19 protein-coding genes are annotated in these 22,048 nt (G+C 60.0%); 8 read left to right on the top strand and 11 right to left on the bottom strand.

Annotated elements, in window-relative coordinates; all coding sequences use genetic code 11:
- Both AC3WJW_RS05915 and AC3WJW_RS05910 read right to left on the bottom strand, forming a co-directional pair.
- Window positions 1-384, bottom strand: coding sequence for a PaaI family thioesterase (locus AC3WJW_RS05915; RefSeq protein ID WP_493725420.1), 384 nt, complete (start codon window positions 382-384; stop codon window positions 1-3).
- Window positions 384-2,708: a Tex family protein gene (locus AC3WJW_RS05910; protein ID WP_102700223.1), complete on the bottom strand. Its 2,325-nt coding sequence runs from the start codon at window positions 2,706-2,708 to the stop codon at window positions 384-386. The genes AC3WJW_RS05915 and AC3WJW_RS05910 overlap by 1 nt, the downstream gene beginning before the upstream one ends.
- 361 nt (window positions 2,709-3,069) lie before the next feature.
- Between AC3WJW_RS05910 and ompR the strand changes: the two genes are divergently transcribed.
- Window positions 3,070-3,810, top strand: a complete 741-nt coding sequence (ompR, locus tag AC3WJW_RS05905; RefSeq protein WP_007972873.1) for an osmolarity response regulator transcription factor OmpR — start codon at window positions 3,070-3,072, stop codon at window positions 3,808-3,810.
- Between the two features lie 114 nt (window positions 3,811-3,924).
- Window positions 3,925-5,238: an ATP-binding protein gene (locus AC3WJW_RS05900; RefSeq protein ID WP_493725419.1), complete on the top strand. Its 1,314-nt coding sequence runs from the start codon at window positions 3,925-3,927 to the stop codon at window positions 5,236-5,238.
- 153 nt (window positions 5,239-5,391) lie between these two features.
- Here AC3WJW_RS05900 and rimK read toward each other — a convergent pair whose 3' ends face one another.
- Both rimK and rimB read right to left on the bottom strand, forming a co-directional pair.
- Window positions 5,392-6,297: a 30S ribosomal protein S6--L-glutamate ligase gene (gene rimK / locus AC3WJW_RS05895; RefSeq protein WP_007972871.1), complete on the bottom strand. Its 906-nt coding sequence runs from the start codon at window positions 6,295-6,297 to the stop codon at window positions 5,392-5,394.
- Window positions 6,294-6,773: a retropepsin-like aspartic endopeptidase RimB gene (gene rimB / locus AC3WJW_RS05890; RefSeq protein ID WP_007972870.1), complete on the bottom strand. Its 480-nt coding sequence runs from the start codon at window positions 6,771-6,773 to the stop codon at window positions 6,294-6,296. Before rimB ends, rimK begins: the two co-directional genes overlap by 4 nt.
- Window positions 6,774-6,989: 216 nt before the next feature.
- Here rimB and AC3WJW_RS05885 point away from each other — a divergent pair, with 216 nt between their 5' ends.
- The 3 genes from AC3WJW_RS05885 (at window position 6,990) to AC3WJW_RS05875 (ending at window position 10,390) form a co-directional block, all read left to right on the top strand.
- Window positions 6,990-7,397 (top strand): RNA-binding S4 domain-containing protein, encoded by a 408-nt coding sequence (locus AC3WJW_RS05885; RefSeq protein ID WP_493725418.1) that lies wholly within the window; start codon window positions 6,990-6,992, stop codon window positions 7,395-7,397.
- A gap of 368 nt (window positions 7,398-7,765) precedes the next feature.
- Window positions 7,766-8,668 (top strand): Hsp33 family molecular chaperone HslO, encoded by a 903-nt coding sequence (gene hslO, locus AC3WJW_RS05880; RefSeq protein ID WP_102700226.1) that lies wholly within the window; start codon window positions 7,766-7,768, stop codon window positions 8,666-8,668.
- A gap of 180 nt (window positions 8,669-8,848) precedes the next feature.
- Window positions 8,849-10,390 carry a phosphoenolpyruvate carboxykinase gene (locus AC3WJW_RS05875; protein ID WP_493725417.1) on the top strand — a complete coding sequence of 514 codons (1,542 nt, stop codon included), beginning with the start codon at window positions 8,849-8,851 and terminating at the stop codon, window positions 10,388-10,390.
- A gap of 136 nt (window positions 10,391-10,526) precedes the next feature.
- Here the strand turns inward: AC3WJW_RS05875 and AC3WJW_RS05870 are convergent, their stop codons facing one another.
- The 4 genes from AC3WJW_RS05870 to AC3WJW_RS05855 all read right to left on the bottom strand — a co-directional run bounded on the left by AC3WJW_RS05870 (window position 10,527) and on the right by AC3WJW_RS05855 (window position 13,642).
- Window positions 10,527-10,883, bottom strand: a complete 357-nt coding sequence (locus tag AC3WJW_RS05870; protein WP_493725523.1) for a DUF1493 family protein — start codon at window positions 10,881-10,883, stop codon at window positions 10,527-10,529.
- A 293-nt stretch (window positions 10,884-11,176) separates the two neighbouring features.
- Window positions 11,177-11,476 carry a hypothetical protein gene (locus tag AC3WJW_RS05865; protein WP_493725416.1) on the bottom strand — a complete coding sequence of 100 codons (300 nt, stop codon included), beginning with the start codon at window positions 11,474-11,476 and terminating at the stop codon, window positions 11,177-11,179.
- Between the two features lie 400 nt (window positions 11,477-11,876).
- Complete coding sequence (locus AC3WJW_RS05860; protein ID WP_493725415.1) at window positions 11,877-12,167, bottom strand: hypothetical protein; 291 nt, start codon at window positions 12,165-12,167, stop codon at window positions 11,877-11,879.
- Between the two features lie 410 nt (window positions 12,168-12,577).
- Window positions 12,578-13,642 (bottom strand): S8 family peptidase, encoded by a 1,065-nt coding sequence (locus tag AC3WJW_RS05855; protein ID WP_493725522.1) that lies wholly within the window; start codon window positions 13,640-13,642, stop codon window positions 12,578-12,580.
- Between the two features lie 263 nt (window positions 13,643-13,905).
- Here AC3WJW_RS05855 and AC3WJW_RS05850 point away from each other — a divergent pair, with 263 nt between their 5' ends.
- From AC3WJW_RS05850 to AC3WJW_RS05840, 3 genes are all read left to right on the top strand, one after another.
- Window positions 13,906-15,840 carry a RecQ family ATP-dependent DNA helicase gene (locus AC3WJW_RS05850; RefSeq protein WP_493725414.1) on the top strand — a complete coding sequence of 645 codons (1,935 nt, stop codon included), beginning with the start codon at window positions 13,906-13,908 and terminating at the stop codon, window positions 15,838-15,840.
- 232 nt (window positions 15,841-16,072) lie between these two features.
- Window positions 16,073-17,299 (top strand): 3-hydroxyacyl-CoA dehydrogenase, encoded by a 1,227-nt coding sequence (locus tag AC3WJW_RS05845; RefSeq protein ID WP_493725413.1) that lies wholly within the window; start codon window positions 16,073-16,075, stop codon window positions 17,297-17,299.
- A 176-nt stretch (window positions 17,300-17,475) separates the two neighbouring features.
- Entirely contained in the window at window positions 17,476-17,898 is a 423-nt protein-coding gene (locus AC3WJW_RS05840; protein WP_102700233.1) for an acyl-CoA thioesterase, read from the top strand.
- 66 nt (window positions 17,899-17,964) lie between these two features.
- Here AC3WJW_RS05840 and AC3WJW_RS05835 read toward each other — a convergent pair whose 3' ends face one another.
- From AC3WJW_RS05835 to fdhD, 3 genes are all read right to left on the bottom strand, one after another.
- On the bottom strand, window positions 17,965-18,456 hold the full coding sequence (locus tag AC3WJW_RS05835; protein WP_102700234.1) for a glycine zipper domain-containing protein: 492 nt from the start codon (window positions 18,454-18,456) through the stop codon (window positions 17,965-17,967).
- Window positions 18,457-18,811: 355 nt separating this feature from the next.
- Window positions 18,812-21,160, bottom strand: a complete 2,349-nt coding sequence (locus AC3WJW_RS05830) for an FdhF/YdeP family oxidoreductase (RefSeq protein WP_493725412.1) — start codon at window positions 21,158-21,160, stop codon at window positions 18,812-18,814.
- A complete protein-coding gene (gene fdhD / locus AC3WJW_RS05825; RefSeq protein ID WP_218485834.1) occupies window positions 21,157-21,996 on the bottom strand; it encodes a formate dehydrogenase accessory sulfurtransferase FdhD in 840 nt (279 codons plus the stop codon). Before fdhD ends, AC3WJW_RS05830 begins: the two co-directional genes overlap by 4 nt.
- Window positions 21,997-22,048 lie beyond the last annotated feature (52 nt).

Below are 22,048 nucleotides of genomic sequence, written 5' to 3'. Positions count from 1 at the left end.
CTACAGGACAGCGAACGTGCCTTGCGCTTTTGCGACCAGTTTGTCGCCTTGCATCACATCAGCCTCGACCACCAAGGTGCGGCGACCCGGATGGATCACCCGCGCCGTACACATCACCTCGCCTTCGGATACGGCGCGGATGTAGTTGATCTTGCATTCGATGGTCGCGCTCTGCTGGTCAAAGCCATGGGTGCTGGAGCAGGCCAGCCCCATGGCAATGTCCACCAGGCTGAACAAGGCCCCGCCGTGCAGCTTGCCACCGCGATTGCGCAGTTCAGGCTCCAGCGCCAGGATGACTTGCGCCACCCCGGTTTCCAGACTGTGCAAGCGGCAGCCCAACAGCTTGAAAAACGCGCTTTCGGTCAGCCCGGCGGGAATGTCCATCAGCGTTTCTTCAACTGCTTGGCATTGGCGAACAGCGAAGCCATGGCGTTGTTGCTCGGTGCTGCTGCCGTGGTTTCCTTGCGCGGTGCCGTGTTCTGGGATTGGCGTGGCGCCGACCCCGGACGCGCGCCGCGAGCGCCGTCGATTTTCTCGCCCGGGGTGTCGCTCATGCGCATCGACAGGCCCACGCGTTTGCGCGGGATGTCGACTTCCATGACCTTCACTTTCACCACGTCACCGGCCTTCACCGCTTCGCGCGGATCCTTGATGAACTTCTCCGAAAGCGCGGAGATATGCACCAAACCGTCCTGATGCACGCCGATATCGACGAAGGCACCGAAGTTGGTCACGTTGGTCACCACGCCTTCGAGGATCATGCCCAGTTGCAGGTCCTTGAGGTCTTCGACGCCTTCCTGGAACTCGGCGGTCTTGAACTCGGGGCGCGGGTCGCGGCCGGGCTTATCCAGTTCCTGAAGGATGTCGGTGACCGTTGGCAGACCGAAGGTTTCGTCGGTGAATTTTTTCGGGTCCAGGCGCTTGAGGAAGCCACTGTCGCCAATTAGCGAACGAATATCGCGATCGGTCTCGGCGGCGATACGCTGCACGAGTGGATAGGCTTCCGGGTGCACTGCGGAGGCGTCCAGGGGATTGTCTCCGTTCATCACGCGCAGGAATCCGGCGGCCTGTTCAAAGGTTTTTTCACCGAGGCGCGCGACTTTCTTCAGCGCAGCGCGGGTCTTGAACGCACCGTGCTCGTCGCGGTGGCTGACGATATTCTGCGCCAGGGTCGCGTTGAGACCGGAGATGCGTGCCAGCAGCGCCACGGACGCGGTGTTCACGTCGACGCCGACGGCGTTCACGCAGTCCTCGACCACTGCATCCAGGCCACGGGCCAGTTTCAGCTGCGACACGTCGTGCTGGTACTGGCCGACACCGATGGATTTCGGATCGATCTTCACCAGCTCGGCCAACGGGTCTTGCAGGCGACGGGCAATCGACACGGCGCCACGGATCGACACGTCGAGGTCCGGGAATTCCTTGGAAGCCAGCTCAGATGCCGAGTAAACCGATGCACCGGCCTCGGAGACCATGACCTTGGTCATCTTCATCGCTGGATATTTTTTGATCAGCTCGGCGGCGAGCTTGTCGGTCTCGCGGCTGGCGGTGCCGTTGCCGATGGCGATCAGGTCCACCGAGTGCTTGGCGCACAGGGCGGCGAGTACGGCGATGGTCTGGTCCCACTTGTTGTGCGGTACGTGCGGATAAACCGTGGCGTGATCCAGCAGCTTGCCAGTGGAATCAACCACCGCCACCTTGCAGCCGGTGCGCAGGCCAGGGTCGAGACCCAACGTGGCGCGCGGGCCGGCCGGGGCCGACAGCAGCAGGTCGTGCAGGTTGTGGGCGAACACGTTGATCGCTTCGGTTTCCGCGCCATCGCGCAGTTCGCCCAGCAGGTCGGTTTCCAGATGGGTGTAGAGCTTGACCTTCCAGGTCCAGCGCACCACTTCTCCCAGCCATTTGTCGGCGGCGCGGTTCTGGTTCTGGATGCCGAATTGCTGGCCGATCATGCCTTCGCACGGGTGCATGGTGCCCGGCAGTTCGTCGCCGACTTTCAGCGCGGAGCTGAGGATGCCTTCGTTGCGGCCCCGGAAAATCGCCAGCGCGCGGTGCGACGGCATGCTTTTCAGTGGTTCGTCGTGCTCGAAGTAGTCGCGGAACTTGGCGCCTTCCTCCTCCTTGCCGGCAATCACGCGGGCACTGAGGGTGGCTTCCTGCTTGAGGTAGTTGCGCAGCTTGTCCAGCAGGCCGGCGTCTTCGGCGAAGCGCTCCATGAGGATGTACTTGGCGCCTTCGAGGGCTGCCTTCACGTCGGCCACGCCTTTTTCGGCGTCGATGAAACGTGCGGCTTCGGTTTCCGGGCTCAGGGACGGGTCGTTGAACAAACCGTCGGCCAGTTCGCCGAGGCCGGCTTCCAGGGCGATCTGGCCCTTGGTGCGGCGCTTCTGCTTGTACGGCAGGTACAAGTCTTCGAGGCGGGTCTTGGTGTCGGCGAGCTTGATGTCGCGTTCAAGTTGCGGCGTCAGCTTGCCTTGCTCTTCGATGCTGGCGAGGATGCTGATGCGCCGTTCGTCGAGTTCTCGCAGGTAGCGCAGGCGCTCTTCCAGATGACGCAATTGCGTATCGTCGAGGCTGCCGGTCACTTCTTTCCGGTAACGGGCGATGAAGGGAACGGTAGAGCCTTCATCGAGTAGCGCGACGGCCGCTTCGACCTGTTGTGGGCGTACACCGAGTTCCTCGGCGATGCGGCTGTTGATGCTGTCCATAAAACCACCTGACAAATTGTGAAAGCAGGCTCGCAGGCGCAAGGATAAGGGCTCGGCGAGTCTGGTTGAGCGGCCTGGCCTGCGCCGCTACCTGGATCAAAAGGTATCCCGTTGACCCGTGAAATCGAACAATTACTGCCGACGCCATGAAAATAAATGACGTCTGTCTGTAGTACCTGTCTGATGTTGCCTGACACAAAAGGCCGCGCATTATAACCAGCGATCTGTCGTTCGGGGACATCATGGGTTGCCGGTGCAATGGCCGGTTTTCTGGCACTAAAGGAAAAATCTGCTAACAATGCACACGGTGCGTATAACGGCAGCTACGCCATAATGCGCGCCGAGATCAAAGGAGCATCCAATGAGCAGCACTGCACAAACTGCTGAAGGCGAAAAAATTCTTATCGTTGACGACGATCCGGGGCTGAGCAGCCTGCTGGAACGTTTTTTCGTCAGCAAGGGCTACCGCGCCCGCGCCGTACCGAACACCGAGCAAATGGATCGCCTGCTGGCGCGCGAAGTGTTCAACCTGGTCGTCCTCGACCTGATGTTGCCCGGCGAAGACGGCCTGACCGCCTGCCGCCGCCTGCGCAACGCGAACAACCAGATTCCAATCATCATGCTCACCGCCAAGGGCGACGAGCTGAGCCGCATCAAGGGCCTGGAACTGGGCGCTGACGATTACCTGGCCAAGCCGTTCAACCCGGATGAGCTGATGGCTCGCGTCAAGGCGGTACTGCGTCGCCAGTCGGCACCGGTGCCAGGCGCCCCGGGCAGCGAAGACGAAAGCGTGACCTTCGGTGACTACGAGCTGTCCCTGGCCACCCGCGAGCTCAAGCGCGGCGAAGAAGTGCATATGCTCACCACCGGTGAGTTCGCGGTACTCAAGGCTCTGGTGATGAACGCGCGTCAGCCGCTGACCCGCGACAAACTGATGAACCTGGCCCGTGGCCGCGAGTGGGATGCCCTGGAGCGTTCCATCGATGTACAGATTTCCCGCCTGCGCCGGATGATCGAGCCCGATCCGTCCAAACCGCGTTACATCCAGACTGTCTGGGGCGTGGGTTATGTGTTTGTTCCGGATGGTACCGCCACCAAGTGATTGGCGATGTGTAGGAGCGAGTCTGCGGACACCGGATCAATCGATCCTGTCCGCAGACTCGCAAACCGCAATATGCGAGCATCGCTCTCTCCTGCAAGTGTTTAACGGTTATCCATGAAAACCCCCGTTTGGTTCCCCCAGAGCTTCTTCTCCCGCACCCTTTGGCTGGTGCTCATCGTCGTTCTCTTCTCCAAGGCGCTGACCCTGGTTTATCTGCTGATGAACGAAGACGTGCTGGTGGACCGCCAGTACAGCCACGGTGTCGCCCTGACGTTGCGCGCCTATTGGGCTGCCGATGAAGAAAACCGCGACAAGATCGCCGAGGCCGCGACCCTGATCCGTGTGGTGGGTGCCGGTGTGCCCGAAGGCGAACAACACTGGCCTTACAGCGAGATCTACCAGCGGCAGATGCAGGCGGAGCTGGGTGCCGACACTGAAGTCCGGCTACGCATGCATTCGCCACCGGCGCTGTGGGTGCGGGCGCCAAGTCTGGGCGATGGTTGGCTGAAAGTACCGCTGTATCCCCATCCGTTGCGCGGCCAGAAAATCTGGAACGTACTGGGCTGGTTCCTCGCTATTGGTCTGCTTTCCACTGCTTCGGCCTGGATTTTCGTCAGCCAGCTGAATCAACCGTTGAAACGTCTGGTGTATGCCGCGCGGCAACTGGGCCAGGGGCGCAGCGTGCGCCTGCCGATCAGCGATACGCCCAGTGAGATGACCGAGGTTTACCGCGCCTTCAACCAGATGGCCGAGGATGTCGAGCAGGCCGGTCGCGAGCGTGAGCTGATGCTGGCCGGGGTTTCCCATGATTTGCGCACGCCGTTGACCCGGTTGCGTCTGTCCCTGGAATTGATGGGCGATCGCACCGACCTGACCGACGACATGGTGCGCGATATCGAAGACATGGACGCGATTCTCGATCAGTTCCTGGCGTTCATTCGCGACGGACGTGACGAGTCGGTGGAGGAGGTTGACCTGAGCGACCTGGTCCGCGAAGTCGCTGCGCCCTACAACCAGAATGAAGAGAAAGTGCGGCTGCGCCTGGAGCCGATTCAGCCGTTTCCGTTGCGTCGTGTGTCGATGAAGCGACTGTTGAACAACCTGATCGGCAATGCGCTGCATCATGCCGGCAGCGGCGTGGAGGTGGCGGCGTACGTGTCTGGGGATGTGAGCGCACCGTACGTGGTGCTGAGCGTCATGGATCGTGGTGCCGGGATCGATCCGTCGGAACTGGAAGCGATCTTCAACCCGTTCACCCGTGGTGATCGTGCCCGGGGCGGGAAGGGCACCGGGTTGGGGCTGGCGATCGTGAAGCGGATTGCTTCGATGCATGGCGGGAATGTTGAATTGCGTAACCGCTCGGGCGGTGGACTGGAAGCGCGGGTGCGCTTGCCGTTGGGGTTGATGTTGCCGCGGGATGCTGTTTAAAACCTGATTTTTTCAGTGGGGCTGATTGCCCCTTCGCGGGCAAGCCCGCTCCCACAGTGATCGTGTTGAACACAAATTGTATGTCCACTGAAGATCACTGTGGGAGCGAGCTTGCTCGCGATGGCGGCATCCCTGCCGCCACAAAATTCAGAATCAACCCTTGCCTTTGGTCCGCGTCATATTCGGCCCGCCATTCTTCTCCAGATGCTCAATGATGATCCCCGCCACGTTCTTGCCGGTGGTGGTCTCGATCCCTTCCAGCCCCGGCGACGAGTTCACTTCCATCACCAGCGGCCCGTGATTGGAGCGCAGGATGTCCACACCCGCCACCGCCAACCCCATGACCTTGGCTGCACGCAACGCCGTCATGCGCTCTTCCGGCGTGATCTTGATCAGGCTCGCGCTGCCGCCGCGATGCAGGTTGGAGCGAAACTCGCCGGGTTTGGCCTGGCGCTTCATCGCCGCAATCACCTTGTCCCCGACGACGAAGCAGCGAATGTCCGCACCACCGGCTTCCTTGATGTACTCCTGGACCATGATGTTCTGCTTGAGGCCCATGAACGCCTCGATCACCGATTCTGCGGCGGTCGCGGTTTCGCACAGCACCACGCCGATGCCTTGGGTGCCTTCCAGCACCTTGATCACCAGCGGCGCGCCGTTGACCATTTCGATCAGGTCGGGAATGTCGTCGGGGGAGTGGGCAAACCCGGTCACCGGCAAGCCGATCCCGCGACGGGACAGCAATTGCAGCGAACGCAGCTTGTCCCGCGAGCGGGCAATGGCTACCGATTCGTTGAGCGGGAACACCCCCATCATTTCGAACTGGCGCAGCACGGCGCAGCCATAAAAGGTCACGGACGCACCGATACGTGGAATCACCGCATCGAAACCTTCCAGCGGCTTGCCGCGGTAGTGGATCTGCGGCTTGTGGCTGGCGATGTTCATGTAGGCGCGCAGGGTATCGACCACCACCATTTCATGGCCGCGTTCAGTACCGGCTTCAACCAGGCGGCGGGTGGAATACAGACGCGGGTTCCGCGACAGCACAGCGATCTTCATGCAACACCTGTGGAGGAGGTAGATACCGGGAACACCGGCTTGTCTTGTACATACTTGATGCCCGGATTGACCACCAACTGGCCGTGGATCAGGGCTTTGGAGCCGAGCAGCAGGCGATAACGCATGGACTTGCGGCAGGCGAGCGTGAACTCGACCCGCCAGACCCGATCACCGAGGGCCAGGGTGGTGCTGATCACGTATCGCACCTGCGCGTGACCGTTTGAGCTTTTAATGGTTTTCATCGTCACCAACGGTGCTTCGCAGCGCCGGTGGCGTAGTTGTACGACGGAACCCAGGTGGGCGGTAAAACGCACCCACTGCTCACCATCGCGCTCGAACAGCTCGATGTCGGTGGCGTGGAGGCTTGAGGTGCTGGCACCGGTGTCGATTTTTGCCCGAAGGCCGGCGACTCCCAAATCCGGGAGCGCCACCCACTCGCGCAGACCGACAACGGTCAAATGGTCAAATGTCTTCAAAAGTGCTCAACCGGTAGAAACCGCTCGGGCCGCACGCGGCCGGATTCGCGGTATTCACGCAGAATAATGATTAAAAGGCGACAGATATCTACGGCCCGGATTTCCAGCCTCGCCAGGAGGTTATGGAATGTCGGTATTGTAATCCGAGCCGGTGAAATTCTTGGTACGTCAGAAACGGTAGTACAGTTCACCAATATTTCAGAATGAGGAAATCCCATGGCACAAAAAAACGAAGAGGACGACAAAGTCCGCCTCGATAAATGGTTGTGGGCTGCACGATTCTACAAAACCCGCGCCCTGGCCAAGGCGGCGATTGAAAGCGGCAAAGTGCATTGCCGGGGCGAACGCTGCAAGCCGGGTAAAGAACCACGGGTCGGCGACGAGTTTGTGATCCGTACCGGCTTCGAGGAGCGCACGGTGGTGGTCCAGGCGTTGTCGATCGTTCGCCGTGGCGCACCGGAGGCGCAGCTGCTGTACGCCGAAACGCAAGCCAGCATCGCCAAGCGCGAAAACGCCGCCGCCGAGCGCAAGGCAGGCGCCCTGGGCGTGAGCACCGATGGCAAGCCGAGCAAGAAACAGCGGCGGGATCTGTTCAAGTTTCGTGGCAGCAGCAACGATGGCTGAAAGATCGCAGCCTGCGGCAGCTCCTACAGGGACCCGCACAAACCCATGTAGGAGCTGCCGAAGGCTGCGATCTTTTAAAGGCACTTGCAATTGCCCTGGTTAGCAACCATATCGTGGGATTCGCCAGCGGCACATCGAGCGGTTAAACAGCCACTCGTCGAAAATCACCACAGCCTCTGATCCATAGGCCATAACCAAAAGGCCGGTAGCATCTGAGGACAAGGATTGCGCTTCGCCCCCTTGTTTGGAGCAAACCGCGGATTGCTCCTAAAATGCCGGACATGGCTGAGCTTGTGCACCCACCGGTGCTGCCAACGCACGATTTTCACCGTTGTAACCAATTGTTACCCATTCAGATACCCAGACTAATGACTGACCTACCGGATAACGACTTCACCCAACGCTTCATCTTCGATGACAGCGACACCCGTGGCGAGCTGGTCTCGTTGGAGCTCAGCTACGCCGAAGTCCTGGCCAAACACGCCTACCCGCAGCCGGTCGCGCAACTGCTCGGCGAGCTGATGGCGGCCGCATCGTTGCTGGTCGGCGCGATGAAGTTCGATGGCTTGCTGATTCTGCAAGCCCGCTCCGAAGGCCCGATCCCGCTGCTGATGATCGAGTGCTCGAGCGAGCGCGACATCCGTGGCCTGGCCCGTTACGACGCGGACCGTATCGCACCTGACGCGACCTTGGCCGACCTGATGCCGGACGGTGTGCTGGCGTTGACCATCGACCCGACTCAGGGCCAGCGTTACCAGGGCATCGTCGACCTCGACGGCGCCACCCTGTCGGAATGCTTCACCAACTATTTCGTCATGTCCCAGCAAATCGGCACGCGTTTCTGGCTGTACGCCGACGGCCGTCGCGCCCGTGGCCTGCTGCTGCAACAGCTGCCGGCCGACCGCTTGAAGGACGAAGACGAGCGTGCCGCCAGCTGGCAGCACCTCACCACCCTGGGCGGCACGCTGACCGCCGATGAACTGCTGGGCCTGGACAACGAAACCGTGTTGCATCGCCTGTACCACGACGAGCAGGTGCGCCTGTTCGATGTACAGAAGTTGCGCTTTCGCTGCAGCTGCTCGCGCGAACGTTCGGCCAATGCGCTGGTCAGTCTGGGTGTGGAAGATGCGCAGCAATTGGTGGTCGAACACGGTGGCAACATCGAAATCGATTGCCAGTTCTGTAATCAGCGCTACCTGTTCGATGCCGCCGATGTCACCCAATTGTTCGCCGGCGCGGGTATCGAGACGCCGTCAGATACCCGTCACTAAAACGGTTCAGCGCAGGTAATTTCACTGGCTACCGCCGGATTAACGCCGTTACGACAGGAGGGGCCTACTCTTTTTGGGCTTTTCTGGCATAATCCGGCCCACTTTTTTCGCGGTAGTAGTGCACGACTTTCTACTACAAAAACGTTTGGAGCACTCGGCCACTGGCCGACGGGGAACCTCATGACGCAAGCCAACAATGCCGTGTACACCGATCTGAGTGTTGATGATCTGGTTAAAGAAGCCCTCAATCGCGGTGAAGGCGAGCTTGCCGATACCGGCGCACTGGTTGTTCGTACCGGTCACCGTACCGGCCGTTCACCAGTCGATCGTTTCATCGTTGATGAGCCGAGCACCACAGGCGCCATCGCCTGGGGCCCGATCAACCGCAAGTTCCCGGCCGACAAGTTCGATGCCCTGTGGGACCGTGTTGAAGCTTTCAACAACGCGCAAGAGCATTTCGTTTCCCACGTGCATGTAGGTGCGGCTTCCGAGCACTACCTGGCCGTGAAGATGACCACCCAGACTGCCTGGCAGAACCTGTTCGGCCGTTGCCTGTTCATCAACCCGGCTCAGTACAACCCGGCGGGTCGTGACGAGTGGCAGGTCCTCAACGTTGCCAACTTCGAATGCGTGCCAGAGCGTGACGGCACCAACTCCGACGGCTGCGTGATCATCAACTTCGCACAGAAGAAAGTGCTGATCGCCGGCATGCGTTACGCCGGTGAGATGAAGAAAGCCATGTTCTCGGTGCAGAACTTCCTGCTGCCGGCTGCCGACGTACTGCCAATGCACTGCGCCGCCAACATCGGCGAAGAGGGCGACGTGACCCTGTTCTTCGGTCTGTCCGGCACCGGCAAGACCACCCTGTCCGCCGACGAAAGTCGTTACCTGATCGGTGACGACGAACACGGCTGGGGCGAAGGCGTTGTGTTCAACATCGAAGGCGGTTGCTATGCCAAGTGCATCGACCTGTCCGAGAAGAACGAGCCAGTTATCTGGAAAGCCATCAAGCACGGCGCGGTATTGGAAAACGTCGTTATCGACGACGCCAAGCACGCCGACTACGCCGATGTCAGCCTGACCCAGAACAGCCGCGCCGCCTACCCGCTGGAGCACGTTGCCAAGCGTTCCGAGAAGAACCTCGGTGGTGAGCCGAACGCTGTGATCTTCCTGACCTGCGACCTGACCGGCGTGCTGCCGCCAGTGTCGATCCTCAACGAAGAACAGGCGGCCTACCACTTCCTGTCCGGCTACACCGCACTGGTGGGCTCGACTGAAATGGGTTCGGGCAGCGGCATCAAGTCGACCTTCTCCACCTGCTTCGGCGCACCGTTCTTCCCGCGTCCGGCTGGCGAATACGCTGAGCTGCTGATCAAGCGCATCCGCGGCTTCGGCTCCAAGGTCTACCTGGTCAACACCGGCTGGACCGGCGGTGGCTACGGTGTCGGCAAACGCTTCAACATCCCGACCACCCGTGCCGTGATCGCAGCGATCCAGAGCGGCGCGCTGATCGGTACCGCGACCGAGCACCTGGACACCATCAACCTCGACGTGCCACTGGCCGTACCGGGCGTTGAGACTGGCCTGCTGAACCCACGCAACACCTGGGCCGACAAATCCGCCTACGACGAAGCCGCCAAAGCACTGGCCGGCCTGTTTATCGAGAACTTCAAGAAGTTCGAAGTGAGCGACGCGATCAAGGCTGCGGGTCCGAAGTTGTAAGTGCTGGATTGAGCTAACGAAAAAGCCGCCCTTCGGGGCGGCTTTTTTGTGGGTGCGATTCGGAGGATTTGAGGCGCAGCTAGCATTATTCCAGCTGAAAAGGCTTCAAACGGCCAGAATAATGACACTTACGCGATCAATCGATCCCTTCCAACTTTCGCGTATCCCAACGTTGCGCTTTTATCGCTTGGTACAACATTTCGATAGTCAGTGGAACCTTATCGCCACGCCCCTTCGCCCGTCGCTTGAGAAACACATCAAAGCCTTCAGGCTGGAAGTAGCGATAGGCATCGTAGTCGACGAAGTCGATGGCGAACTGTTCTTCCAGTGCTTCCATCAGGTGCCGAGCATCAGCGCCATCGCAGCCCAGATCAAAGTTGATCGAGGTGTTGAGGCTAATGGTTTTGCGTTCGGGCAGACCGAGTTCTTCGTGCAGCAACTGCATGAGCAGTTGCATGGCGTGGTCGTCCGGGAAGTTGGGGGCGAGGTTCATTGCGGGGTGTCCGGTTGGGCTTGGGTGGATCTTATGGGTTGCCGATCGCGAGAGGAAGGAGCGACTGACTTGATCGTTCCTGGGCTCAATGCATTCAGGTCGCGGGGAAAGCTGACGTTCATCCCGCAGGATCTCGTTCATCTGTTGCACGCTTTCCATTAGCTCATTAAAAAACTTGCTCATGGTTATTTCCTGCGCTCGATGACGGCTTTCCATGCTTTTTGTCCATTGGATCAGTTTTTGTTGTTTTGATCGTTCTCATGCAGAACATGGGAACTGATCTTCACGCAACGTCAGACCGGGGCTTTCCAGTTGAGCATGCGTTGCTGGGCGACTTTGAGCAGGTCGCAGCCGTCCTGGGTCAGCAGGTAGAGCGCATGGGTGATGTGGGGGATGTCTTCGAGGTCGCCGTGTTTGAAGCATTGGCAGTGCAGGGTTTGCAGCAGCTCGCTGGAGGCCCGGATGCGTTGGAGGGCGGCTTCGAGGATGTCTTGGGGGTTGGCCTCTGTATCGATGATCAGGGGCGGGGAATCGGTGAGGTTGGTGTGGAGTGGGAGATAGCGTTCGTTGGTGAACGGGTTCCATTTGTTCATAGGGATTTTCTCTTTTAGTAGCCGATGAACCGCCGCTATCGTGACCAAGCGATGGGAGGCGGACTGTGTTCAGGTTGGTCAAACCAGGGAGAGATAACCCGGGTACGCCGAAGCGTCCCAAACACAGCCGCCATAAAGCGTGCCGACAAAAAGATGTCGGCAGCATACAAGCGCATGCATCAGTTTTCTCTCATTTTCAGGTGACCAAACCCGAGTCGCTGATTTGGCAGCGACACTCTGGACTATAGGATTGAGTGACTGGTCATCGATAGCCGACAAGGTGTCTTGTTTTGTAGGACCTTGCCGAAGCTTTTATAGGTTGTTGCTGACGGCGTTATCCACAGTGGACCGCGTTATCGTTTTTCGCGAGCAGGCTCGCTCCCACAGGGGATCGTGTTCTTCAGATGGTGAGGTTCGGCAAGCGCTGGCGGGCGATGTCGAGCAGGTCGTTGCCGTCCTGGGTCAGCAGGTACAGGGCGCTGACGATATTGGGGATGTCGCTCGCTTCGGCCTGTTTGAAGCAGGTGCAGTAAAGGGTTTCGAGCAGGTCGCTGGCGGCGCGGATGCGTTGTCGAGCGGCGTCGAGGATCTCGTAGGGATCGGCCTCGGTATCGATGACCAGCACCGGGGTTTCGCTGTAGCGGGTCTTGAGCGGGTGGTAGCGGGTTGTCAGTGAGTCGGGGCTTTTCATTGAGTGCGTCCTTTGCGAAATCGGCAAGTGTTCCCGGCAGGCCGAGACACTGTTTTCAGCCGCGCAGGAAACTATAGGAGCGGATGGTGTTGGGGGACAAGACGGCTGAGGTCGACAGGCTTTGTAAGGGTTTTGTCATATTTGGAGGAAGGGGACTACAGGTTGTTGGTGGGTTTTCAACGTGAACTGGCGAGAGGTAAAAATGCTTACAGCGTTCTCAGTCGTTTCGCAGTAAATCTCGGTAGAGGGTGCCTCGGACAATGTCGGGTGTTTCGAGTTTTACAGTGGCTGTGCTGGCCTCTTCGTCGGAGCACCGCCCGGAGCAAGCCCGCTCCCACAAGGGGCCTGAGTCGTGTGGGTAGTTCAGACTGGCGAGGTTATCTCGACGCTGCCGAACGACCCATACAGACTTACTCGGTCATGACCTTTGGCGCTTGGCGCGAGGCTGCTTCCAGATCCATCAAGCCTCTACCGTACGCTTCACTGTTGGCATAGAGGCCAGTCCGGTTCGCCGTTGCCAGCAGACGCTCGCGCACTTGCTGCGCAGTGAGCTCGGGGTAACGACTTTGCAGTGCCGCCAATGCTCCACTGACCAGCGCGGCAGCAGGCGAGGTGCCAGCCGTCTGGGTGTAGGTGCCATCCCTGTTGGTGGTCAGCAGGCCTTGTCCTGCACCGGAGTCGCCACCCGGTACAGCAATGCACCAGGCTGCCGCCACGCCACAATAGTTGGATTTGGCATTGATGGCGCTGCCGTCGTTTTTCAACGCAACCACCGCGATCCAGCCTTTTTCCAGTTCGGGTAGGGCGACAGGCAAGCCGGGTTCAGCCAAGGGCTCTCGTTTCAGTTCATTGCCGGTAGGGAAAACAAAGACGGCGCCGTCCTCCACCAGTTTGCGCGCGGTCACCAGTGATTGCGGCATGACTTGCTTGTAACGCGCCTCGTTGATTTCGGTCGCAGGAATGGCGTTGGCCCACGAGTTGTTGAGAATGCGCGCGCCCTTGTCGAAACCTGCTTGCCAGGACTGAGCGATTTCACCGTCGAAGAAAAATGGCTCGTTATCGTCGCCGAAGCGATAGGGGATCAACTGTGCGTTGAATGCGACGCCGTGCATGCCCTGGTCATCCTTGTTGGCTGCGAGGATGCCGGCCATCTGGGTGCCGTGGCCGACCCGATCAAAAGTGCCGACCTGATTCTCGACATGGTCAAAACCCGGATCACGGAGCCTTCCTCGAAACGCCGGCAGGCCGCTGTTCAGACCCGAATCGATCAGTGCGACAGCCACTCCCTGGCCGGTGCCGCCGCGGGCATAAAGACTTGATGCGTTGACAATCGCCAGACCTTTTTGGGCCTGATACTCCGGCGTTTCAAAGGCTGCCGTGTCCAGGGAAGGCTGTTGCGGGACGGTCAGGCATCCGTTCAAAAGAAGGGGGAGTGCGAGCGTGCAGGCAAGCGGAAAAAAGTGTTTTTGGGACATGGTCGTTCCTTGATAAGGATCCGCGTATCTCACGCTTCCTGCATGATGGACACCTGGCGGAAGTTGATGGCGGTAAACCATACCGGCTGACGGAAGGCCGAGATCAGTGGGCAAAGTGCCTTCTGTGTTTCAACCTATGGCCAGGGATCGCTGGGTTGGGACGCTGTATCATCCCGTATCGTTTTCGCCCCCGACCTTTTCTCGACTCGCTGCAATCGCCGGCTAGGCTTTTGACTCCGCAGCGGTCAATGGAGTGACAGCTTATGCACAACACCCTGGAACAGGTTTTCGGTTATCCACAGTTTCGACCCGGTCAGGAGGCGGCTGTCAGTGCCGTATTGGCCGGGCGTTCGGCGGCGGCGATTTTCCCCACCGGTTCCGGCAAGTCCCTTTGCTACCAATTGCCGGCGCTGTTGCTGCCGCACCTGACGCTGGTGGTCTCGCCGTTGCTGGCGTTGATGCAGGATCAACTGGCGTTCCTGCAACGCCACGGCATTTCGGCGGGCAGTATCGATTCGGCCCAGAGCCGCGAAGACGCCAGCGATGTCATGGCTCGGGCAAAATCCGGCGAACTGAAGATTCTGATGATCTCGGTGGAACGCCTGAAGAACGAACGCTTCCGGCATTTTCTGCAGCAAGTACCGATCTCGCTGCTGGTGGTGGACGAGGCGCATTGCATTTCCGAATGGGGGCACAACTTTCGCCCGGACTACCTCAAGCTTCCCGACTATCAACGCCAGTTCAATATCCCTCAGGTGCTGCTGCTGACCGCAACGGCGACGCCCAGGGTCATCGCCGACATGCAGGCGAAGTTCGCCATCGCCGCCGACGATGTGGTGACCACCGGTTTCTATCGCCCGAACCTCAATTTGCTGGTGGAGCCGGTTCGTGGAGCGGACAAGCGCCGACGCCTCGTCGAGTGGATGAACCAGCGTGCGGACCAGCCGAGCATCGTCTACGTCACCCTGCAGAAAACGGCGGAACACATCGCCGAACACCTGAACCGCAACGGCATTCAGGCCGAGGCTTATCACGCCGGGTTGCCCCATGAACAACGAGAAGCGATCCAGCGTCGCTTCATGGGCGGGCAGTCCAATTGCATCGTCGCCACCATCGCTTTCGGCATGGGCATCGACAAAAGCGACATCCGCAATGTGGTGCATTTCGACCTGCCTAAATCCATCGAAAACTATAGCCAGGAAATCGGTCGCGCCGGGCGTGACGGGCAACCGTCGGACTGCCTGGTATTGGCCAACCGCGACAGCCTCAACGTGCTGGAGAACTTCGTCTACGGCGACACCCCCGAGCTCGATGGCATCCGTTGCGTGCTGGACGAGATGCTTGCCGCCGCACCCGAAGGGCAGTGGGAGTTTCTGCTGGGGCCGTTGGCGGATCAGAGCAATATTCGCCAATTGCCGCTCAAGACCTTGCTGGTGCAACTCGAACTGCGTGGGTTGATCGCACCGCGTTACGCCTACTACGCCGAGTATCGTTTCAAGTATCTGGAGGAGCCCGAGGCGCTGTTGGCGCGTTTTGAAGGCGAGCGCAGGGATTTTGTCGCTGCGATCATCCAGACCTCCAGCCGCGCCCGGACCTGGGCTACGGTGAATTTCGAGACGTTGCACGAGCAGCATCAGGCCGAGCGCAGTCGGGTGGTCAAGGCGCTGGACTACTTCCAGGAGAAGGGTTGGGTGGAGCTCGAAAGCAAGCAGATGACCGAGGTCTACAGCGTGCTGCAAAGCGGGTTTGACAGCGCCGCGTTGAGCGAAGAGCTGCACCGTTATTTCACTCGGCATGAACACACCGAGATCGCGCGGATTCACGCGATGCTGGATCTGTTCGCCACCGACCGTTGCCTGGGCTATCGCCTGGCCGAGTATTTCGGCGACCACAATGCTCCGCAGCAATGTGGCCATTGTTCGGTGTGTCATGGGCAAGTGGCGCGGCTACCGGCACCACCGGAATTGCCGGCGCTTGTGGATAAAAATTTCGAGGCGTTGTGTGGCGACTTTATCCACAGGCACGAGCAGCACACGGGCAACGTGCCTTCGGCTGAACGCGTGACGCGGTTTCTTTGCGGGATCAGTGTGCCGCTGTTCACCAAACTCAAGGCACGGGCGATTCCCGGGTTTGCGGCGCTGGAAGATTATCCGTATGCCGGGGTACGCAGCTGGGCCGAGCGGCATCTGGCAGGCTGAACCACAACCCTTGTGGGAGCGAGCTTGCTCGCGATGAGGCCGGCACATTCAACAGTGATGGTGACTGACAAATCGCCATCGCGAGCAAGCTCGCTCCCACAGGGATTTACGGTGTACTCAAAGGGCTATATCCATCCGCTGAATGTTGCTCATCACAGGAATAAATTTCAAAAAAACGCGGTGGCTGACTATGGTGATGGCTGTCTTCGGATCGCCAACAAGAGAACAAAACATGAGCCAGACACCGTCGAATATTCAGCGCGCCGCCGTCATCGGCGCGGGCACCATGGGCCGTGGCATTGTCATGTGCCTGGCCAACGCCGGGGTGGCCGTGCAGTGGGTCGACAACAATCCGCAAATGCTGGAACAGGCAATGGCAACCGTGGCGGACACCTATGCCCACAGCGTGCGTCAGGGCCGCATTGATCAGGCAGAAGCCGACGCCCGTCTCGCGCGGGTAACGGCGGCCGATGGTTATGTGGCCATCCGTGATGTCGACCTGGTCATCGAAGCGGTGTACGAAAACCTCGAGCTCAAGCAGAAAATCTTCCGTGAACTCGATGGCCTGCTCAAGCCTGAGGCGATTCTGGCGAGCAATACTTCGGCGCTGGACATCGACGCTATCGCGGCAGTCACACGCCGGCCACAGCAAGTGCTGGGCCTGCATTTCTTCAGCCCGGCGCACATCATGAAGCTGCTGGAAATCGTCCGTGGCGCACAGACTGCTCCGGCAGTCCTCGACGCGGCGCTGGCGCTCGGCCAGCGCATGGGCAAGGTCAGTGTAGTGGCGGGCAATTGTGACGGTTTCATCGGCAACCGCATGCTCAATACCTATGTACTCGAGGCGCGGAAAATGCTGCTGGAAGGGGCTTATCCCTACCAGGTGGACGCAGCGCTGCAAGGGTTCGGTTTCGCCATGGGGCCGTTCCGCATGTTCGACGTGGTGGGCGTCGACCTGCAGTGGCGCGCGCGGCAACTGTCCGGTGTCGGGCAGGATGCGCCTGAAGTCCAGGTGGATAACCGACTGTGCGAGATGGAACGTTTCGGCCAAAAGAGTGGCAACGGTTTTTACCACTATGAACCGGGCAGCCGTCAGGCCGAGCACGATCCGCAGGTCGATGCACTGGTGCTTCAAGTCAGTGAAGAGCTGGGGTTTCAGCGTCGCGAGATCGGCCCGGAGGAGATTCTCGAGCGCTGCTTGCTGGCACTGGTCAACGAAGGCGCGAAGATCCTGCAGGAAGGCATTGCCGGATCGGCTCGGGATATCGATCTGGTCTACCTCAATGGTTACGGTTTCCCGGCGGACAAGGGCGGGCCGATGACCTGGGCTGATCAGCAAGGGCTGTCGGATATCCATCGGCGCCTGATCGACCTTGAGACGCGTCAGGGCGATCACTGGAATCCGGCGCGGTTGATTGGCGAGTTGGCGGCGGCGGGCAAGGAGTTTGCTGACAAGTGATTGATGTGGCGCCCGTCAGGGCGCCTTCGCGAGCAGGCTCGCTCCCACATTGTTACTTCATTGTCTGCAAAATGTGTGTTCGCCGATGATCGAATGTGGGAGCGAGCCTGCTCGCGAAGAACGATAACGCGGTTTTCACCTTAGACTTGGTGAACTCATTCCAGGATGCAACGCTGATGCCCCAACGCACCGACTACCCCCACTTCCAGCCCATCACCACCCGCTGGCACGACAACGACGCCTACGGTCACGTCAACAACGTCACCTATTACAGCTTCTTCGATACGGCGGTGAACACTTACCTGATCGAAGTCGGCGGCCTGAATATCCATGACGGCGAGGTGGTGGGGTTCGTGGTGAGCTCCTCCTGTGATTACTTTGCTTCCATTGCGTTCCCGGACCGTATCGAGATCGGTCTACGCGTGGGCAAGTTGGGTAACAGCTCGGTGCAATACGAACTGGCCGTGTTCAAGCAAGGCGAGGATGAAGCCTGTGCGGCAGGGCGCTTCGTGCATGTGTTTGTCGATCGTGCGTCGAATCAACCTGTGGCGATTCCTGCCGGGTTACGCGGGGCGCTGGAGCGTCTGGTGGTTCAGTAAGGCAAAAAAAATCGCAGCCCTTGGGCTGCGATTTTTACTGTACTGATCAGCGAGGCGCTCAAGGCCTTAGTCGCGGTAATGCTTGTGGTGGTGCTTGCGATGGCCATAGGCATGACCGCGGCCTGGATGGCCGTCACGGTAGTAACGACGGTCACCATGGCCGCGATACGAACGACGATCGTCGTCGTCATCATTATCGTACTCTTTGCCCATGTAGTTACCCAGCGCGCCACCGGCGCCGCCGCCTGCTGCGGCGCCGATCAGGCTGCCGGTGGTGCCGCCCACGCTGCGGCCGACCACGTTACCGCCCGCTGCACCCAACGCACCGCCAATGGCTGCTTCGCCACGGCTGTGTTTGTTTGCGCCGACGGCACTACCACCCGCGCCACCCAGGGCCGCGCCGATGGTGGAACCTGTACTGCCGCCTAACGACTGACCGACGACCGAGCCTAGAACCCCGCCCAATGCGCCGCCTACACCGGCTTCGGTGGTGCCGCCAGCAGACGCGAAACCGCTGACCAGGCCAAGGGACAACAAGAGAATCGAGGAGAACTTCATGGAGGAACCTCAAGGGGATGACGGCGCGATCCTGAGGCTCTGGAATGGGCGTGACAATCGAAATCCGACGAATAACACGACATGTATACAATATTGCAAGTTACTGTTTTTTGGGTGGAACTTAACGTTTTTTTGCCGGTCTTTTACTACTTCGCAAAGGCCGTTTTCATGAGGAAACGGCCTTTTTTGTGGGCGAAAGGAAAGTGCAGAATTAGGAAAGTTTGTTGTTTGATCTACCGCATTCGCGAGCAGGCTCGCTCCCACATTTGATCTTCAGTGAGCACAGCATTTGTGTTCGACAATGGTTCCCTGTGGGAGCGAGCCTGCTCGCGAAGAGGCCAGATCTGACGACGCGTTACGCCGACCTGGCCATGATCAACCCAGTCTCGCTCGCCGCTTCCAACCGGATCGCCACGAACTTCGATGTCGGGGTATGGCTGCCATCGCCGGTGCTTTCCAGAGGCACCAGCGGATTCACTTCCGGGTAGTACGCCGCCGCTTGCCCGGCCGGGATGTCGAATGCCAGCAGTGTGAAGCCTTTCACCCGACGTTCAACACCATCGTCCCAGAGCGAAACGATGTCAGCCTTCTGCCCCGGTTTGAAGCCCAGGCGAATGATGTCGGCCTCGTTGACGAACAACACGTCGCGTTGTCCCTTCACTCCGCGATAGCGGTCATTCAGGCCGTAGATCGTGGTGTTGTACTGATCGTGGGAGCGCATCGATTGCATGATCAGGTCAGGCAGTACACCGGTGGCGCGGGTGCGTTCGTGCACCAGGTCTTTGGGCAGTGCGTTGGGGCGGAAGTTGGCCCGGCCTGAGGCGGTGTTCCACTGGCGTGCGCCGGCACTGTTGCCCAGGTAGAAACCGCCGGGACTCTTGACCTTCTCGTTGAAGTCCTTGAATCCTGGAATGGTCTCGGCGATCAGGTCGCGGATGCGGCTGTAGTCGGCTACCAGCCAGTTCCAGTCCACCGGGTGGCTGCCCAGGGTCGCCGCTGCAATGCCGGCCAGGATCGCCGGTTCCGAGCGCATCTGGTTCGACAGCGGCTGCAACTGGCCATTGGAGGCGTGGACCATGCTGAACGAGTCTTCGACGGTTATCGCTTGCGGGCCTTCGTTCTGGATATCGATGTCGGTGCGGCCCAGGCACGGCAGGATCAACGCGTCCTTGCCGTGGGTCAAATGGCTGCGGTTGAGCTTGGTGCTGATCTGCACGGTCAGGTCACAGTTTTGCAAGGCCTGGAATGTGCGCGGGCTGTCTGGCGTGGCCTGGGCGAAGTTGCCGCCCAGGCCGATGAAGACTTTCGCCCGGCCTTCGGCCATGGCATGAATCGCCTCGACCACGTTGTGGCCGTTGTGGCGTGGCACCTTGAACTGGAAGCGGCGCTCCAGGGCATCGAGAAAGGCTGCCGGCGGACGTTCGTTGATGCCCATGGTCCGGTCGCCCTGCACGTTGCTGTGACCCCGCACCGGGCACAGGCCGGCACCCGGACGGCCAACGTTGCCGCGCAGCAGCATCAGGTTGGCGATCTCCTGGATGGTCGCCACCGAATGGCGATGCTGGGTGATACCCATGGCCCAGCACATGATGACGTTCTTGCCCTTGGCGTACATGCGCGCCGCTTGCTCGATCTCGACCAGGGTCAGGCCGGACTGCTCGACGATCTGCTCCCACGGGGTGTCGTCGATGACTGCCAGGTACTCCAGCACATTGGCGCCGTGCTCGTTGAGGAAGTCATGGTCGAACACCGCGGGTGCGCCGGTTTTCTGTGCGTCGCGTTCCCACAGCAAGAGAAATTTCGCCATGCCGCGCATAATCGCCATGTCACCGCCCAGGGCTGGGCGGAAGAAAGCGGTGTTGGTCGGCTTGTCGCCGTTGGTGAGCATTTCGATCGGGTGCTGCGGGTGCTGGAAACGTTCCAGGCCGCGTTCCTTGAGCGGGTTGATGCACACCACTTGCGCACCGCGTTTCACCGCTTCACGCAGCGGTTCGAGCATGCGTGGGTGGTTGGTGCCGGGGTTCTGGCCCCAGACGAAAATCGCATCGGCGTGTTCGAAGTCGTCGAACGTCACGGTGCCTTTGCCGACGCCGACACTTTGCGACAGCGCCACACCGCTGGCCTCATGGCACATGTTCGAGCAGTCAGGGAAGTTGTTGGTGCCGTAGGCGCGCACGAACAGCTGGTACAAATATGCCGCTTCGTTGCTGGCACGGCCCGAGGTGTAGAACTCGGCCTGGTCCGGGCTCGACAAGCCGTTCAGGTGTTTGGCGATCAGCGCGAAGGCGGCGTCCCAACTGATCGGTTTATAGCGGTCTGTTTCAGCGTCGTAGCTCATCGGCTCGGTCAGGCGACCCTGGTATTCGAGCCAGTAATCGCTCTGCTCCAGCAATGAAGTGACACTGTGTCTGGCGAAGAATTTGGCGTCGACACGGCGCTTGGTCGCTTCCCAGTTCACCGCCTTGGCGCCGTTCTCGCAGAACATCACCATGCCCTTTTCCGGAGAATCGCCCCAGGCGCAACCCGGGCAGTCGAAGCCACCGTTCTGGTTGGTCTTGAGCATGATGCGCAGATTTTTCATTGCGTTGTCGCTGGTCAACCAGGCCTGGGCCACACTGATCAGAGCGCCCCAGCCACCGGCAGGACCTTTGTAGGGCTTGTAACGAGGAACGGGGGTCTGGTCGGCTTGACGGTGTTGACTCACGCTTGATTCTCCAACGTTGGGCTGTAGACCCGCGGCGCATTTTTCTGTGGCAAATGGATGAGGTTGAGGTTGTGGCGCCGAGCCCACTGCACGGCAAGGCCCGTGGGCGACGACAGGCTGACCAGGGTCTGGATGCCGGCGCGCAGGACTTTCTGGATCAGTTCGAGACTGCAGCGGCTGGTGACAATCGCCAGCCCGCCGGCGGTCGGGATGTTCTGGCGGACAAGGCCTCCGATCAGCTTGTCGAGGGCGTTGTGTCGGCCTATGTCTTCGCGGCCCATCAGCAACTCGCCCTGATCGTTCATGAACACCGCTGCGTGCACCGCACCGCAATGCTGGCCCAACGGCTGGAAGGCGCCGATGCGCTGGCGCAGGCCATCGAGCCATTCAACGGGTGGCAGCGGGGCGCCGGGCAATACCTGAAGGTCCGGCAAGGCCTGCTCGACCGCTTCCACGCCGCACAGCCCGCAACCGCTGGTGCCGGCCAGTTGCCGACGCTGCTGCTTGAGGTTCCAGAAGGCGCGATTGGCGATGGTCACTTGCGCGTATTGCGCCGAGCCCGAGCCGGTCAGTTGCAGGTCGTAGATGTCCGAGGCGTCCTGGATGATGCCGCTGCCCAGGCTGAAGCCGACAATGAAGTCCTCCAGATCCGTCGGCGTTACCAGCATGACCGCCTGGCTGATGCCGTTATAGGCAATCGCCAACGCGACTTCCTCGGCCAGCGCGGTGCTGTCCGATTCCGAGTATTCAAAGTTGCTGTAGCTGTACGTCTGGCTGGCGGCGGGCGCGGGCGTTTCGAGGGCAGGCGCCGCGCAGGCAGGGCGCTTGGTGTTCATGGCATCACCCACGGTTTGATCAGCTTTAAGACTAGGCGCGGCAAACTGTCGC

This window comes from Pseudomonas sp. GW821-FHT07G06 (assembly GCF_058986625.1).
The sequence above is the reverse complement of the archived record's forward strand: the minus strand, read 5'-3'. Positions and strand labels throughout refer to the sequence as shown.